At 52.8% G+C, this 15,930-nt stretch carries 16 protein-coding genes; 7 read left to right on the top strand and 9 right to left on the bottom strand.

Annotated elements, in window-relative coordinates:
- The 5 genes from G533_RS23665 to G533_RS0117300 form a co-directional block, all read right to left on the bottom strand.
- Complete coding sequence (locus G533_RS23665) at nt 1-408, bottom strand: 3-oxoacyl-[acyl-carrier-protein] synthase III C-terminal domain-containing protein (RefSeq protein ID WP_051230586.1); 408 nt, start codon at nt 406-408, stop codon at nt 1-3.
- Between the two features lie 117 nt (nt 409-525).
- Nucleotides 526-648, bottom strand: coding sequence for a hypothetical protein (locus G533_RS24140; protein WP_084639103.1), 123 nt, complete (start codon nt 646-648; stop codon nt 526-528).
- 73 nt (nt 649-721) lie between these two features.
- On the bottom strand, nt 722-1,957 hold the full coding sequence (locus G533_RS0117310; RefSeq protein ID WP_027951043.1) for a DUF445 domain-containing protein: 1,236 nt from the start codon (nt 1,955-1,957) through the stop codon (nt 722-724).
- 336 nt (nt 1,958-2,293) lie between these two features.
- Nucleotides 2,294-2,677 (bottom strand): HVO_A0114 family putative DNA-binding protein, encoded by a 384-nt coding sequence (locus tag G533_RS0117305; protein WP_027951042.1) that lies wholly within the window; start codon nt 2,675-2,677, stop codon nt 2,294-2,296.
- Complete coding sequence (locus G533_RS0117300; protein WP_027951041.1) at nt 2,674-3,048, bottom strand: toxin-antitoxin system TumE family protein; 375 nt, start codon at nt 3,046-3,048, stop codon at nt 2,674-2,676. The genes G533_RS0117305 and G533_RS0117300 overlap by 4 nt, the downstream gene beginning before the upstream one ends.
- 258 nt (nt 3,049-3,306) lie before the next feature.
- On the opposite strand from G533_RS0117300, the gene G533_RS0117295 reads away from it, so the two are divergent.
- The 5 genes from G533_RS0117295 (at nt 3,307) to G533_RS25405 (ending at nt 8,964) form a co-directional block, all read left to right on the top strand.
- Nucleotides 3,307-4,470: a tyrosine-type recombinase/integrase gene (locus tag G533_RS0117295; protein WP_035528812.1), complete on the top strand. Its 1,164-nt coding sequence runs from the start codon at nt 3,307-3,309 to the stop codon at nt 4,468-4,470.
- A gap of 100 nt (nt 4,471-4,570) precedes the next feature.
- Nucleotides 4,571-5,548: a CBASS cGAMP-activated phospholipase gene (locus G533_RS24135; protein WP_084639101.1), complete on the top strand. Its 978-nt coding sequence runs from the start codon at nt 4,571-4,573 to the stop codon at nt 5,546-5,548.
- Between the two features lies 1 nt (nt 5,549).
- Nucleotides 5,550-6,752: a CBASS cGAMP synthase gene (locus G533_RS24580; protein ID WP_144079931.1), complete on the top strand. Its 1,203-nt coding sequence runs from the start codon at nt 5,550-5,552 to the stop codon at nt 6,750-6,752.
- Between the two features lie 2 nt (nt 6,753-6,754).
- Entirely contained in the window at nt 6,755-8,533 is a 1,779-nt protein-coding gene (locus G533_RS24130; protein ID WP_205622652.1) for a ThiF family adenylyltransferase, read from the top strand.
- A complete protein-coding gene (locus G533_RS25405; RefSeq protein WP_084639097.1) occupies nt 8,515-8,964 on the top strand; it encodes a Mov34/MPN/PAD-1 family protein in 450 nt (149 codons plus the stop codon). The genes G533_RS24130 and G533_RS25405 overlap by 19 nt, the downstream gene beginning before the upstream one ends.
- A gap of 76 nt (nt 8,965-9,040) precedes the next feature.
- On the opposite strand, the gene G533_RS24575 is transcribed toward G533_RS25405, so the two are convergent.
- The 3 genes from G533_RS24575 to G533_RS0117275 form a co-directional block, all read right to left on the bottom strand.
- Entirely contained in the window at nt 9,041-9,625 is a 585-nt protein-coding gene (locus tag G533_RS24575) for a Cap15 family cyclic dinucleotide receptor domain-containing protein (protein WP_144079930.1), read from the bottom strand.
- Nucleotides 9,626-10,182: 557 nt separating this feature from the next.
- Nucleotides 10,183-11,082: a nucleotidyl transferase AbiEii/AbiGii toxin family protein gene (locus G533_RS0117280; protein ID WP_205622651.1), complete on the bottom strand. Its 900-nt coding sequence runs from the start codon at nt 11,080-11,082 to the stop codon at nt 10,183-10,185.
- Nucleotides 11,083-11,105: 23 nt separating this feature from the next.
- Nucleotides 11,106-11,873, bottom strand: a complete 768-nt coding sequence (locus G533_RS0117275) for a type IV toxin-antitoxin system AbiEi family antitoxin (RefSeq protein ID WP_027951038.1) — start codon at nt 11,871-11,873, stop codon at nt 11,106-11,108.
- Between the two features lie 317 nt (nt 11,874-12,190).
- Between G533_RS0117275 and G533_RS0117270 the strand changes: the two genes are divergently transcribed.
- Entirely contained in the window at nt 12,191-14,245 is a 2,055-nt protein-coding gene (locus G533_RS0117270) for a TonB-dependent receptor domain-containing protein (protein WP_051230593.1), read from the top strand.
- A 16-nt stretch (nt 14,246-14,261) separates the two neighbouring features.
- Nucleotides 14,262-15,377: a PepSY-associated TM helix domain-containing protein gene (locus G533_RS0117265; protein ID WP_035528809.1), complete on the top strand. Its 1,116-nt coding sequence runs from the start codon at nt 14,262-14,264 to the stop codon at nt 15,375-15,377.
- Here G533_RS0117265 and G533_RS0117260 read toward each other — a convergent pair.
- Nucleotides 15,369-15,930: AP2 domain-containing protein (locus G533_RS0117260; protein ID WP_084639095.1), on the bottom strand; the 562-nt coding region annotated here is incomplete at its 5' end. The two genes, G533_RS0117265 and G533_RS0117260, sit on opposite strands and share 9 nt — an antisense overlap.

The following is a 15,930-nucleotide window of genomic DNA, read 5'->3' as shown; positions in this document are numbered from 1 at the left end:
TCAATCAGTAATGCCCTGGTGCGGTCGCTGCTGCGCCAGGTAGGACTGCACCAGCTCCAGGCCGCTCTTGTCACAGGGCGGCAGGTCCACGTCGTTGGTACCCAACGGTTTGACACGTTCACCCCAACTTATCAGGTGTGAACTCCAGGTGAGACCTGCGCCAAAAGCCGGCACCAGGATATTTGCACCGGGCTTGACGTACCCCTCCTCGACGGCTTCTACCAACGCGGTTGCAGCTGACACATTGCCGTAGCGCTCGATATTCGCGAACAGCTTCTGTTCGGGAGCGCCCAGCTTTTTGCCCACGGCTTCGATGATGCGCAGGTTAGCCTGGAGGGGCACAACCAGGCCCATATCGTCCACCGTCAGATTAGCTTCTGCCAGTACCTTCTGGCTGGCTTTCGCCATTCCCCCTACGGCACGCCTGAAAATGTCCTGCCCATCGAAGTCCCAGGATGTGGCGACCAGGTCGGGCCGATTTGTAAAGGCCGTTCCGTAGTTCTGAATAAACAGTGAGTCCCGCGCCTAGGCGAGACAGCCCAGAGATTCACCCCGCTGCCCCTCCTCCCTGTCGCTGGCCTCCACCACCAGTGCGGCGGCGCCATCACCAAACAACACTGCCACGTTGCGGTTAACCCAGTCCAGCACGGTGGATGTTTTTCAGCTTGAAAACTTGAACGGCTCCCACATGATTGGGGCTCTGGGGCGACTCCGGCATAAATCAGGTGAGCAACGCCCACTGCCAGTATCCCGCCCCCAAACCGAGGGCAGCCCCTACCGCGACCAGTTTCCATTCATCCTCGGCGACGACGGGGTGCAGTAATTCGTAAAATTCCGCTGGAGAGAGCCTGCCCAGCCGCTCCGCGATGGTGTTTTCGACATCCAGCGCCTCGTCAATGTAGGCGAAAGAACGACTGTCCGGCCTGATCAACTCCTCGAAGGCCCTGTCCCCGACAATTGCGCTTATTCTCGCGTATTCCGAGGGGCCGATGCTGACGACGGCAAGGGGCTTGAAAACGCCCTGGGCTTCCTCCAGGGCGCGGTTTACCTCGCGGTGGATCAGCTCACGCAGGCGATCAACCGACTCATTTATCTTGAGCATTTCGCCCACCACGATTTCGGCGGTGACGAGGTCGGAGGCCATCACCTTGCCGTAGTACCGCGATACTTCCTTCTGGCGTTTGATAAACAGGCCCTGAACCGTAAAGGGCCCAATCTTGACAGGCTCCAGCGGTTTCTGGATGAGGTAAATGGCCAGCGCATTGGTAATGTAACCAACCAATAGCCCGAAGGCCGGCAGCAACCACCAGGCCTGGAAAAAGTACCAGATGAACATGACGGGTATGCCCAGAGGCAGGCCGAAATACAGGCCGCTGCGCTGAATGAACCTGAATTCACTCGCAGCCGCATTACGGAACATCCCAACCAGCATACGTTTGTCACCAGTGAGTTTTTCGACGATCACCTCGTTTAGATCGACCAACTCACCCAGATTGGGCTTGAGGTCTTCAATGAGGCGCGTGAGCGCGTCCGGAAGCTGCTTTCTCACTTCCCGATAAACCCGCTTCTTGATTGCGATGGGTGAAGCGCTCCAGAAAAAATTGCTGAGTGTAAGCTGGGGTAGCGTCGACTGGCTCATGACTTCGTCGACCACATCCTCCACAAAGGGGTCCAGCCGGTGACTGATGGCCTCGATCAGTTGCTCCGGATCAATCCGGTCGATAAGTTCTTCCTGGGACAAAACGCGCTTTACGCTGTGGTCAACCGTGATGCGCGCCATCTTGCCGGAATTCGCCGGAATTACACCCTGCCAGCCCAAGGGGCCGATGCCGACAAATTCCACCGGGCCCATCATCATCCTGACGGCCAACCAGTTGGTTCCGTAACCAACCAGTCCGCTCACGACAGGTATCGTCAGGTATGCCAGATACTCCTGTAGAAACGCAAAATCGCTCATTTCCCTTTACCTACTCAGCGGAATTCCGGCTGTACTGTAACAACAGCCGGGAAACGCCCTTAAATGTCCCGACCACGCATTGCACCCACATTTCTTTTTCAGTGCGAGAAAGGACCACCCATGCTTCAAGTTCTAATTATATCGAAGGGTTTTCTACTGACCTTTCCCAGGGGCTAATCCACTTGGCTTTACAGGTATTTCGATCTGCCCGGCTCGATCCGGGAATTTGACTACAACATGAGGAGTGCCGGGTTCATTCCCTCAAAATCAGGAGTATTTCTACCCTCGTGAATCTAATTGTCTTGTGACTTAGCGCCGCCAATATGAGGGTAAGTACTATGCCGCCACTGCGTTCTGTGACTTGGATATAGGCAAATCGAGAACTACGTCTTTATAGTTGACTCTAGGGCGGATTCTTCCTTTTTTGTCCTTTTGCAGATCTACCAGGCCATAGTGAGCCATCGACTTCAACGTTCGAGAAAGACTTGAAGGTTTACGACCAGATAACTCAGCAAGTTCGGTCATGGATTCTGGCTGATTATCAATGATGATCTGCAATAGCTCCCTGTTACCTTCAGAGAGAATACCGGCGAAAGCTTCCAGTGAGGGGAACCATACCTTTGGCTCTCCACGCTTGGGTTTGTACTCACCTCGAGCGATAGCCATCGATCGTTCTTTCATCTGCTGATAACTGGCTATTCCAACTTTCAGAGTCTTCATATCTTAATTCCTCGTTCTTTCATGATCTGATCTACTGCGGCATAAAAATCTGATATCAGCTTGCTCGTATCCTCAAATCGATAGATACGCGTCTTGTCGTATTTATGCCTGTGGTCATGAAACTTGTGCCTCTTCCCGCCGGGTCCTTTGCTAGCAGGCACGGGATGGGCGTTATCAAATCCCAATATCCTCTCGTGTTTCTCATCGTGTAACGTCAGTGAATAACTCAAACCATGAGGCCGTTCTGGAGTGACATCGGTCCGCTTGGCTTTAATCTCGACACGATATTTGCACTTCTCGTCCACAAAATGGACAGTTCCATCCAGCTCCAGAAAGTACTCTACAGCCAAGTCTTGATCACGATCTGCCATAGACCTTAGTTAACACCCCCTGTTAATTCAATGCAAGGAAATATAACCTCTGAATCATCACCCTACCCTCCTTCTTGGCCACCAACCGCATCTAATTTTTCCCAAAATGGCTGATTTTGGCCTCATCGGCACGCACGCGTAAATATCCTTTATATACAACAGGTTAGGCGCTTCTATTAATTCATGATATACCCTATAATCATGAATATAAAAGCGGTAGAGTAGGGCAGGCTCGCCATTCGCTGTCGGAGACCCGCCATGCCCGCAATCCGTCCGTTTCAGACCCAGCCGGTGCCCCTGGAGGGTCTGGGCGCCCTCCCCGACGCCCTCGACGGCAGCTGGGGCAGCAATCGCCAGTCCCAGGACCTGTGCCAGTTCACCGCCTTCAATGACCTGCAGGCTATCCGGGTGTGGCTGGACGAGTTCGCCGATTCCCCCCAGACCTACCGTAATTACCGTAAGGAGGCCGAACGCTTGTTGCTGTGGGCGGTGACCCAGCGCCAGAAGCCGTTGTCGGGGCTAATGCGGGAGGATTTTCAGGCCTACCAGGGGTTCCTGGCGGATCCGCAGCCGGCGGCCTACTGGTGTGGCCCCCGGGCGCCGCGGTATACGGATGCCTGGCGGCCGTTCAAGGGGCCCCTGGGTCACAGCAGCCAGCGGCAGGCCCTGATCGTGATCAACGCGCTGCTGTCCTACCTGGTGGACGGCGGCTATTTGAAAGCCAATCCGCTGTCCCTGGTCCGGCGCCGTCACCGGACACTGCAGCCCGATGCCAAGGAAACCTTTTCCCAGGAGCGTTACCTGGACCAGGCCACCTGGGGGCACCTCAAGGCCTACATCGCGGCCCTGCCCCAAGAAACTGAGCGGCAGATCCAGCGCTTCGAACGCACCCGTTTCCTGTTCCATTTTTTGTACCTGCTGGCGCCGCGGGTGTCGGAAGTGGCCAGCCATCCGATGAACAGCATTAGGGAGAACCGCGGCCGCTGGTGGTGGTTTGCACTGGGGAAAGGGCAGAAGAGGGCCAAAGTCCCAGTGTCAGATGAAATGCTGGACGCCTTGATGCGCTACCGGGCCTTCCTGGGTCTTACCGCCCTCCCCGATCCGGACGATCTGAGCCCGATGCTGCGGAGCCTGAAAGGCACCAAGGCGATCAGTGCCAACATGGTCTATCGGATCGTCAAACAAACAGTCACCGCGGCGGCGGAAGCCATTGAGGACGCCGCGCCGGTATCAGCGGCCAAGCTACGCAAGGCCTCGACGCACTGGCTGCGCCACACGGCGGTGACCCATGCCGACGATGCCGGGGTGAACCTCAAGTATCTGCAGGCCTCCGCGCGGCATGAGAAGGTGGAAACGACGGCAATTTATCAGCATGCTGAGGATTACATCTGGCATGAGGCGTGGCAGCGGCTTCGATTCTAGATTCCTGACTGTGGGCAGTTATTTTTTTGATTTTCCCTTGAAACCTTCCAAGCCCGCCCCCATCGATAAACTGCAGTCCGTAAGGAGGCCGGGGATATGAATGCCCGATAGATTTCAAATTCTGTCGCTCAGTGGTGGTGGGGTACGGGGGCTCTATACGGCTCGCGTTTTAGAAGAACTCGAGCATCGATTCGACACATCCGTATCAAAACATTTTGATATAATATGCGGGACATCCATTGGTGGCATTTTAGCCTTGGGCGTAGCGGCCGGCCTTCCCGCGAGCTTCATTCGCGAAAAATTTCAAGAAAACCTCACTTCTATTTTCCCCCCTCAGCCTCTATGGCGGAAACCAAAACAGGCTATATCTGCACAGTACTCACCCGAACCATTGAAATCCGTCCTTGAAGAAATCTTTGACGACATAACGATAGGGGATCTAAAAAGCAGAGTCTTAGTACCTGCGATAAATTATACCGTAGGTCGTGTCCGTGCATTTAAAACACCGCACAACGCTATGTTTTACCAAGATGCCCAACGCACCTTAGTTGATGTGGGTCTCGCTACCAGTGCCGCACCTACCTACTTCCCATTGCACGAAATTGATAGCTCTCGGTACGTCGATGGCGGTCTCGTTGCTAACAACCCGGTTCTCATGGGAGTCATTGAAGCCTACCGCGCTTTGAATGTTCCATTAGAAAATATTTCGGGTCTTAGCATTGGAAATATGGGGCAGGGTCTAGCGGTAAATCATGAGAAAACGAATAACCTCGGCTATCTGGGATGGAACGCAGGCAGGGATATCATCTCACTTGCAATGTCCGCTGGAGAAAAGCTCTACTACGATATGGCTAGAATGCTTCTGCAGGATAGACTTGAAATAATCGACAGCGAGGCTACGAAAGAACAGGCCGATCTCCTTACCCTAGATAATGGCTCACTTGCAGCAGCGGAAATCCTTCTTGCACATGCTAGCAGTGAGTCTGGTAGACGTGTAAACGACGCCTCAATCAAGAGTTTATTCACTCACAGTGCGAAAAAAGTGCCATTCGTAAAGGACCAGGCAGGGGACAAATGAAATGCCAAAATATGATGTGACCAAGCTACTCTACGCTCGATCTGAATCGGATCGACTGATCAACAAGCTTAATGTCGACAGTACTCGAATAGCGGCCATGAAGGCTGCCAGAACTAAGGTGAGGAATGCAGTAAAATCTGCCTTCACTTCAGCTAAGTCTGAAGAAAAATATCTAGCCAGGATGAGTCCTATAGAAAGAACTGCATTTAACAGTATAGAGCCCAGGTTCTGGCCGCAAGGATCCCTCGCCTACGGTACGCAAAACAAACCGTGCCACATTCCGCCACAACAAATTGATATAGATGATGGAGTGTATCTACCAATTGAGGCGCTCCGCGAAAAACCTATCGTCTTCAAAGAAGTTTTTTTTGAAATCGTAGATACTGCCCTCAGCGCTCTAGCCGTTGCTGAGGGATGGACGTTTAAAGGAGAGAAGAATACGTGTGTACGCCTTGAGTTGGACGCGATAACACACTTAGATGTACCACTATACGCAATTCCAATGGAGCGTTTTGATGATCTCCAGAAAGCCATGGGGCGGGCCGTTCTAAATCAAGAAGGTGTAGTGGAGGATAGTGACTTCAGTCTTCGGGCTTTATTAGGTAAAGAAGAAGTCTACCTTGCTCTTCGCGAAAGTCCGCATTGGAAGCGAAGCGACCCTATACAAATACAGGAGTGGTTTGAAGGTGAACAGAAAGTCTTTGGTCATATTTTTACCAGGTCATGCCGCTACCTAAAAGCATGGAGAGACTTTACCTGGCCCAAAGCCGGCCCAAGCTCAATAGCCCTGATGATTTGTGTTTGGGAAACGTTCCGCGACTCCACAAAGGAATTCTATACAGACAGTGAAGCGCTTTTGGCCGTTTCTCGAGATTTACCGAAGCGATTACAGGCCGGCGTAAAAAATCCTGTCGCGCCTGATGAGACTATATTCCCTAGAAATATTGACGAAGGCGAGTTGAGCTCAATACTTCAGAAAGTCAATTATTTCTCTGCCAATGTCACCGAGTCGATTGAATCCGGATCGTCGGCAATTGGAGTTGTACAAACGTTGATTGCTCACTGGGGCGAAAGAGTACCTCATCGCCCGGATTGGGTAATGTCAGCTAGTGCTGCCGCTGCTTCAGTCGTAACATCCACTCCAGCTCACCCGCAGCCTAAACCAGATGTAGGGACAATGCGATCAGGAACGGAATTTCGATAAGCTTGAGTGTAGACTCACACAAAGTCATGAAGAGCATACACTTTGCTCTGGCGGAATCCGGATTTATAAGAAGCGCGTCAGTAGGTAAGAATATTTATGAGAAGACGATTTCAAAGTCTAACGTCGACTTCCCGATCAAGATTTGCATAATAGACCCCTATTTTAGAAAGAAGCCAATCGTACTTTTAACTGATCGCCCAAAAGACCTCCCAAGCCTGCTTCCTCATGTATTTTTCGAAAAGGCTCTTTGTTATTTAGATGATAGGGGCGTTGAGTTTGATCGTTACAACCCTCGCTATAATGTAGCTTTGATGCTCGCAGCTCTTGATTCTCTATTGGGTCAATTTGTCTCAGACCAAGAAACGTTACAGTTCGAGCTACGAAGAGAGCTTCCCGCGTACTGGCGGCGCGATTATTCTGACGCTGTCTTCATGGCTGCCAACGATAGCAAATTCTTATTCGAGCTCTTTACTCGGACGGACTTGAACGGTGTTTCAATAGACGAAATCATTCTAGCCGATAGCGCCCATAGTGCAAAGGCTTGGCAGAATAAACGGCGTGGAAACAAAGTTACCAAGTTATCTGGCCCTGGATTTCTCTTCGAACTTCCACATGATGTTTCCATCCCTCCTGTCAACTGGCCTCCAAGCTCGATCGCCGAGCTTGATCAATGGTTGAATCATGCTCGTACTTGCTCAGTACGGCATAGAGTTCTGAATGCAGTTTTCACCTCATTGGCAGAGGATAGGTGTTGTTTCGTAGTATTCCAGCTACACCAAATGCTTTTTGGAGGTCTTGTTTCATTCACCAACCCTACTGCAGTAAATGCTATTAAGCGAAATTTCAGACTGACAAAACAAGGAAGTCGCGGAAAGAATAAACAGTTCCTTCCAGATGCTAAACGGATTTCCACGCTGATATCTCGCGTAGACAAGTTAGAGCAGGGAAGTACGTTTATGAGGTTTGCAATAAACGATGCTAGGCTCACGTCAATTGGAACTCGAAACACAACAGCGGACAAGAATCTGTCTGGTGTAACTATAGCGGTCATCGGATGCGGCACTTTAGGCGGCTATACCGCCAGCCTGCTCTGCCAGGTGGGTGCAGGAACCGGTGGAGGCCGGATAGAGCTATATGATTGCGATTACTTAACAACCGAAAACTTAAGTCGGCATTTACTAGGTGTGCCCTATGTTGGCGAAAATAAGTCAGAAGCCATCGCACATATGCTGTCAGATCAATCCGCTGGTGATCTCAATATAACTGCCCACAGTTATAATTTTGAGGTTGAAGATGTCCGATTATTGAGTCAGAAGTTCGATCTGGTTGTGGATACAACGGGTGATATCGGGTTTTCCACATCGTTGTGTCACCACTTGCATCGTATTGAGTCTCCGGTTCCCGTCATCTATGGATGGATCGACGCTGGCGGACTGGCGGCGCGCACACTATTGGACGATTACAGACCGCGGGGTGGGTGCTATGGGTGTCTGAAACAAAGATCACCCGATGGAGTAGTAGCTGAACGCTTCCAGCTGTTCAAGTCAGGCGCGGTTTTGCCAGAATGGAAACCTCGCCCCTGCGGATTAGGCGGTTATATGCCTTTTTCGTCTCAGGCCTCTGTAACCACAAGTGGGTTAGTTCAAAATCTCTGTATCGATTGGGCTAACAATTCGCCATCACCACGCTTCAGACATATTTCTCTAGACCCGCGTGTCTGCCAAACAAAAAATGCAGACATTAAGTCTCTACCTGATTGCCCATGCTGCCGCACCGAGTAGTGTCGCGCCCCGAGGGAGGGTATATCCTATTGCGGTCTCAGGTATTAAATGTCCTAGAATCCTTTTCTCAGTCGGAAGACCAGCACGAGTCAGGCGGGATTCTCCTGGGGAGCTATCGCGGAGATCACATTGAGGTTGTTCATGCTACAAATCCTGCACCATCGGACGATCGATCACCTGTTAGTTTTAATCGACTTAGACAATGTCACCAACAGAGCGCTGAGGAAATGTGGGCCGCCTCAAACGGTACTGTGACTTATATTGGTGAATGGCATACACATCCAGAACTGACCCCCAACCCTTCACAAATAGACCTGAATTCCTGGAAAAATCTACTTCCACAGAGGCCTATGGTATTACTGATACAGGGCTATAATGAGATCTATATAGGTTTACAAACAGCAGATAGAAAATTTTGTCGAGTAGGGTGAATTTTCATCATTGTGCTTCCTGCACTCAATATTTCAAGAATTATATGTGGAATCTATAGGCATATACTGCTCTTAACTAATTAGCTTCTCGACACATTGTGTACTGCCCATTTGTTGACCGGTCTGTAAAGTAATTCCCGCGCAGTAGACTGTTTGATTCTTGGCTAACCTTGAGAATAGCCGCCCCGATATGTGGGTCCTGCTTGTTCTCTGCATTCGCAAGACCTATATTACGATAAATATAGTACAAGCCAGGACGGGATGATTGGCTATCCTTGTGAGGCAGTACCATTAATGTTTCAGATTCCGATTCATCCGAAGAAAGTTCAATACTCACTTTCAAAAGGTTTTGTTTAATGAACGCAGTCGCCGTCTTGGCTCCTGATTTTTCACCCCAGTTCCAATGAATTTCAACAGCCCACTTCCCGTTCAGGTCGGGAAATATCCAATCGTTTAACTTAGGAACTATACGCCATAATACTCTCCATCCCCCTATCGCCATCGAGAGTAGCACAAGATTTAGGACCGCTACTCCCTTGAATGCAGTTTCAAGAGAAGCCACACCAGATATACCAAGTAGTAGCGAAATCATGAGCACTGCAGCAGTATATAAGCCCGCAATCCACGCTATCACTGTTGTTACTGGAAAAAGATTAAACAACGACTAAACCTCTCTCAAATACCACCACCCCGTCTCTGTCACTCAGCAGACCCGTACAAAGCACCCCTTCTATGAGAGACCCAAATCTCGCTGCCATGTAACGAGATCCTACGTTACCCTGTTCAATGGACGCGCGCTGCTTTTCCGAAGGATAAGGAGCAAAATATTGATTTCGCCTTACCAGCTCCCACTGATCCGAAACTATTTGAAATCCATCATGGCAGGGGCTGCTATACAGGCTGCAATCGGCAATTTGTTGGGGTAGACCTAGTCGTACAGGAATCGCTGCATCGGCGCACATTGACGCAATTGGTAGCAAGTTCAGATCAGCAGTTATTACGACCCCTACACCACAGAATTCGCTGTGTGGAATGAGTCCGCGAATCCGCAGTAGGAGATCTTTTAGTCGCAGGGTTGAGGTCATAGAATTTTCTTTAAACTGAGTCTACCGTATAGCACTGATGCAGATCGGTACGCTTCCCTAAATCAATCCAGTGCGTTCGCTTTCAAGATCATTGAGTATCCGAAATACTATGCATTTAAAAAGTGGCCAATATTTAGTTTCCGGCTAGTAGCTTTTGAAGGCTCCGCAGCATACCATCATGTTTTTTTTGGTTGATCTTTACAAGCTTCTGAATGTTAAGCAGCTTCCACTTTACGGCAGACATTTCTTCCAATCCGGGAATGGGATAGAGCGACCAGTCTGGCTCCCCTGCAGTCAGGCTTATCATGAAAGCCTTATCGTCTTCAGTCAGGCAGGCATTCACGGTTCCTATGAGCTGCTCTCTTGTCGCTTCAAAATCTGCGTAGGTAAACGGTGCCAGTGTCATACCCTGAAACTGGTCTTGAAATGGCTGCCGCAGATCCTGGCGGTTCGGGTTGAGCAGCTCATGAACCGGTCTGTTATGACCTGCCAACATCGCCACAAACCCCAGCCTTATCTCATCAGTAATGCCCCCCTGCTGGAATAGCTGGTGAATATCGAACAGGTCCCGTGGGTGCTGTCTGTCCAGAGCTGCACAAATCTTCCCGCCATACAGCTCTCCTTTTGAAACGACGTTGATTGCTGCAAACAGGCCGAACTCATCCTGTACCGCCCTCACCACTGCCATGTTCACCGGTGGCTGTAGGCAGCCCCGGATAATGGTGTTTACCTCGACTTTAATCTGGGCAGTTTCACCCCGACACAGCAGCTTGGTTTCCTGCCCGTCACTCTGCGGCAGTAAGCTCGCCTTGATCGGCATGCCACCACCGTCAAGTCGCTGCTTTATCTCTTCAAGACCTGCGGTGATTCCCGCCATGGCGGTCTCCCGATCCTCCACCGGGGTATACGTCAGGTCGATATCCACAGACAGTCGGGGCATTTCATCATGAAAGAGGTTGATGGCAGTACCGCCTTTTAGTGCAAAACACTCTACCTCCGCGACATGGGGCAAGACATGAAGCAGCAACTCCACCTGCTTTCTATATCCCTGAGCTATCACAGTGACGCCAGCTCCTGAGGTACGCTGATATGGAACTCTTTGATGAATACGCCATTCGGTGTGATGCTACGATCCCCCTTTCCGAGATCAACATTCTCCAATGTGACGTGGCTCAGCCATTTGTGATCGGCTTTCCTCGCCAAATACAGGAAAAGCCGTTTCACTTTCACAGAGGTACAGCTTTCCAGAAGCACCTGGACGAGGTGCGGTCGAAGGTTAGCCAGCCCTTCCATGAGCTGGTAGCACTCCACCAGACCCATTGTTTTGGGCGCTAAATACAGGCACTCCATGATCGCGCGTTCGGGCACAGACTGGCGGAGTCCACGGGATGTACTCTCTATAGCTTTCAGGTCTGGCCGGTCCGGTATGAACCCGGTCCGTATGTGCTCTATCTTCACGCCCCAATCCTTTTTGCTAAACCAGGCGGGAAGACTGACACCTGCTATTGAGAAGAGCTGTATCCGCTCCTTGTCCAGATAAAGGTAGTGGCCATATCCTCGGCGAGTTAGCGCCGTGACACCGCCGACATGCACGTCCAAGTCAGCCTGTTGCTGCAACGCCTCCAGCGCACTCTGCCAATCAACGCGCTCACCGGGCCTCGCGTAGGCACCACGCCCTATCGCCTCCAGCCAACCACTACGCACATAGTACTGCTGGAGATTCCGGGATACGCCTTGGTGTTCAAGCCAGGGAGCCAAACATACAGCGCCAGGGCGGAGCTGAGTCACAAGGTTCTTTAATTTGTTTGTATTATGCGTAGTCATACTACCTATATAGTCATTTTTTCAATGACTCGCAAGCGCAACCTGCTCTTTGGCCATGCAGAGCTCATTAAAATATCCGTCACTAAGGTAGTTATGCTACCTGTATTGTTATTATTTTAATGTAAAGATCACCACAATAGAGGAAAGCTCATCGTTTCCGCCAGTTGTTGTTAATGATTCTCGATATCATTATACTTTTGCGCCCAATAATTCACTCAGCGGGTTATCTATGGCCCCGATCTTGAGGACGCGCGATGACACCTCCACCCCAATTCTCCCGTAATGTACTGCACCTGCCGGTGCTTATCGCCGCTGCAATGGCCGGTACCCCCTTACTGGCAGCCGAGCAGATCGAGGAAGTGATTGTGACCTCAAGTCGTGTGGACAAGCCTCTGAGCACCATCCCCAATACGGTTACCGTGATCGATCAGGCCACGCTGCAGCAACAACTGTCCATCCAGAATGATATTTCCACTGTACTGGGCAACCTCGTCCCGAGCTTCTCCCCCGCTCGCCAGAAGATGACCAACGCCGGTGAAACCCTGCGGGGACGCAAACCCCTGTACCTGATTGACGGCGTACCCCAATCCAACCCGCTGCGCAACGGTGGCCGCGACGGGCACACCATCGACCCGACCCTGCTGGAGCGGGTAGAGGTCCTGCATGGAGCGAACGCCATTCACGGGCTGGGGGCCGCCGGCGGCATCATCAACCTGATCACCAAACGTCCCAGCGAGACGTTCGAGCAGCATGTGCGGGTCGATAGCGCCTTCCAGGGCGAGGACATCGGTGAGAGCGGCGACTACGGCCTCAGCTATAGCCTGTCCAACAGTTTCGATGCAGCCGATATACTGGCCGGCGTCAGCTACCGCAGTACCGGAATGGCCTACGATGCCGATGGCGAGGTGATTGGGGTCGACAATACCCAGGGCGACACCATGGACTCGGAGGCGCTGGACCTGTTCCTGAAAACCGGCTACGACTGGGACGATCAGCGGGTCGAGCTGATGGTCAACCACTACGATATCGAGAGCAACCATGAGTGGATATCGGTGCCGGGTGATGTCGCTGCAGATATTCCCAGCGGGGCCGTCAAAGGTGAGCTGCCAGCCGAAGGGGCCCAGAACCAGGTGACCACCATCAGCCTCAATTACCTGAACGCGGACTGGTTGGGTCAGGAGGTGCGAGTGCAGGCCTTCCGGCAGGACTTTGAGGCCACCTACGGCGCCCAGATCACGCCTATTGCCACCTTCCAGGATCCATCCTACGGCCCCGATCTGGTAGACCAATCACAAAACAATTCCGAGAAGACAGGCCTGAAGCTGACCCTGTTTATGGACGAGGTCGGTGGCCTGCCCCTGTCGGTGGTGTACGGCATGGATGTGCTGCAGGATGAAACCTGGCAGGCCCTGATCCAGACCGGCCGCACCTGGGTACCGGAAACCAGGTACGAGAACCTGGCCCCCTACCTGCAGCTGGAGTACACCGGCATCGAGCGCATGACCCTGACCGCCGGGGTCCGGCATGAGAAGTCCGAGTTGCAAGTGGACGACTTCACCACCCTCTACAGCTATGGCAGCCAGTTCGTCACCGGCGGTAACCCCGACTTCTCCGAGACCCTGTACAACGCCGGTGGTACCTACCAGTTCACCGACACGTGGCGGGTCTTCGCCAACTACGCCGAGGCCTTCTCCATGCCTGACGTGGGCCGGGTATTACGGGGGATCAACGAGCCCGGACAGGACGTCGAAAGCTTCCTGGACCTGACCCCGATTCTTACCGAGAACGCTGAGATAGGCCTGGAGTTCGACAACGGTACCATCAGCGCACAACTGAGCTACTACACCTCCAACTCGGACTTCGGTCAGCGCCTGCAGCGAGGAGATGACGGGATCTATACCGTGAAGCGCGAGAAGACCGACGTTGATGGCCTTGAGTTCCGGGCGGACTGGGCGCTGGGTGAGGCCGACGTACTGGGCCTGCGGTATGCCCAGGCCGAGGGGCGTTTTGATTCTGACCAAGACGGTAGAGTGGATTCTGATCTGGGCGGCACCAATATTTCCCCCGACCGCCTGAACCTCAGCTGGGAGCGGCGCTGGACCGACGGCCTGAACACCCGGCTGCAGCTCAGTCACCTGTTTGACCGCAAGGTGAAAGACAGTGAGGACGTCACCGTCAACACGTTCGATGGCTACACCACGCTCGACCTGATTGCGAACCTGGACCTGTTCGGCGGTGTGGTAAGCGCCTCTATACAAAACCTCACCAACGAGGACTACTACACCTATTACTCCCAGAGCAGCCCTAACGACCTGCGCAACTTCAAAGGTGTAGGCCGCAGCTTCGGCGTATCGTACCAGCGTTACTTCTAATCAACTCGTTCACATCATGACGGCAGGCAATGTAAAGACTCGCCGCCCACCCCGGCCGCGCCCGGGCGGGCTGTGGCGCTGGCATTTGTGGGCGGGCCTTGCGGCGCTGGCGATCCTGCTGGCCAGCGCTGTTAGCGGCACCGTACTGGTGTATCAGAAGGAACTGATCCGGCTGACCGTTACCCCGTCCGCGGCACTGCCGTCCGTTTATGGGCACGACGACATCGCCATTCAACTACACCAACTGGCCACTGAACGAAACGGAGTCACCCTCAGCCTTAAAGCACCGAATGCGGATGAACCTTACTGGACTGTGCGCCACGAACACGCTCTTGAATTGCTGGACCTGGCCACGCTCGAACCCTACCCGGACGACCTGGGCGCGCTGGGACTGTTAAATCTACTGCGCGAGTTTCACGTTGAACTGCTGGCCGGCTCCTGGGGACAAGGCCTTCTGCTGGTTTGTGGGATGCTGGCTTTGTTTCTGACCATCAGTGGTCTGGTGCTGTGGTGGCCGGGCCGCAGGGCGTTTCGCTGGCGCTGGATTATGCCGGGCAATTACAGCGCCTCGCGCAGCCTGCAATACCACCGCCACGCCGGCGCCCTGGCCAGCCCGTTGCTACTGATCACCCTGCTCACGGGTTCAATCATGCTATGGCAAAAACTCATCGTACCCCTGCTGCCGCCGGTACCGACTTCGACCCAGGTGGCGTCGGATTTCAGCGCTCAATCCACTGAAATCCCAGCCATCGCCCGGGATTACCGTCTGGCCCAGACAGCGGTACCGGACGGCTGGCCGACCTATATCCGTAGTTTCGAGGAAGCGGGCGTGGTCCATACCAAAGTGCGTTTTCGGTTACCCGGGGAATGGCATCTGAACGGACGCACCTCAGTGATCATCAACAACAGTACTGGGGCGCTGGTTATCAGTGAGCGCTCGGATGAGTCCAGTGCGACACGACGCCTGGTCAATCAGCTGTACCCTCTGCACTCTGGTTATGGCATGCATTTTGGCTATCGCCTTTTGATTCTACTCGCCGGCATCGCTCTGGCCTGGCTCGCCTTTACCGGTGGCAACCATTGCTACACCCGCTGGCAGCACCGGCGGAAACGACGCCTGGTATCATCCTGATTGACTCGGGGCGCCTCGCTGTGAGGCCCAGTAGTAACCGTCGAGATCATCAAGGGCTTCTTCCCGGGCAGCGATCGCGAGTGCTTTGGCCTTCCTTTCACCCAATTCATTGACTGAAAAGGACTGGTGACCTTGCTGGCCATTCCCGATTGGCCAGGTGGCCTCCCAGTACCACGACGCGATGACTTTACCGTTCGTCAGCGTGTATTTCTTGGCGTAGCGGTAGACGCCGCTGATGCCACTGCGATTGTTGCTGCGCAGAGCGGTACAGAACTCGCGCCGCGTCAGTGGTTCGGGCAGTTCCGATAGCAAGGCATCCCGATATGCTTTCGCCTGTACCAGGGCTTTGCGTTTGCCTCCCCAACGCTTGTCCGGAAAGTTCTTAACGTAAACCACCCCGCGGCGGACCAGCTTTACACGCCAGCCATGGGTATAGAAACGTTCCGAATCCATTCGAGAAATGCCGTACATCGTCTTACTGGTATTGTTATTCTTGCGTCTTGTCTGCATTGCGCTTTCGTCACCTGATATTGCCCGAGCGATCTGGTTAATA

The sequence above is a fragment of the Haliea salexigens DSM 19537 genome, from assembly GCF_000423125.1.
In the GTDB taxonomy this organism is placed as follows: domain Bacteria; phylum Pseudomonadota; class Gammaproteobacteria; order Pseudomonadales; family Halieaceae; genus Haliea; species Haliea salexigens.
This window is presented reverse-complemented; position numbering and strand designations above follow the sequence as displayed.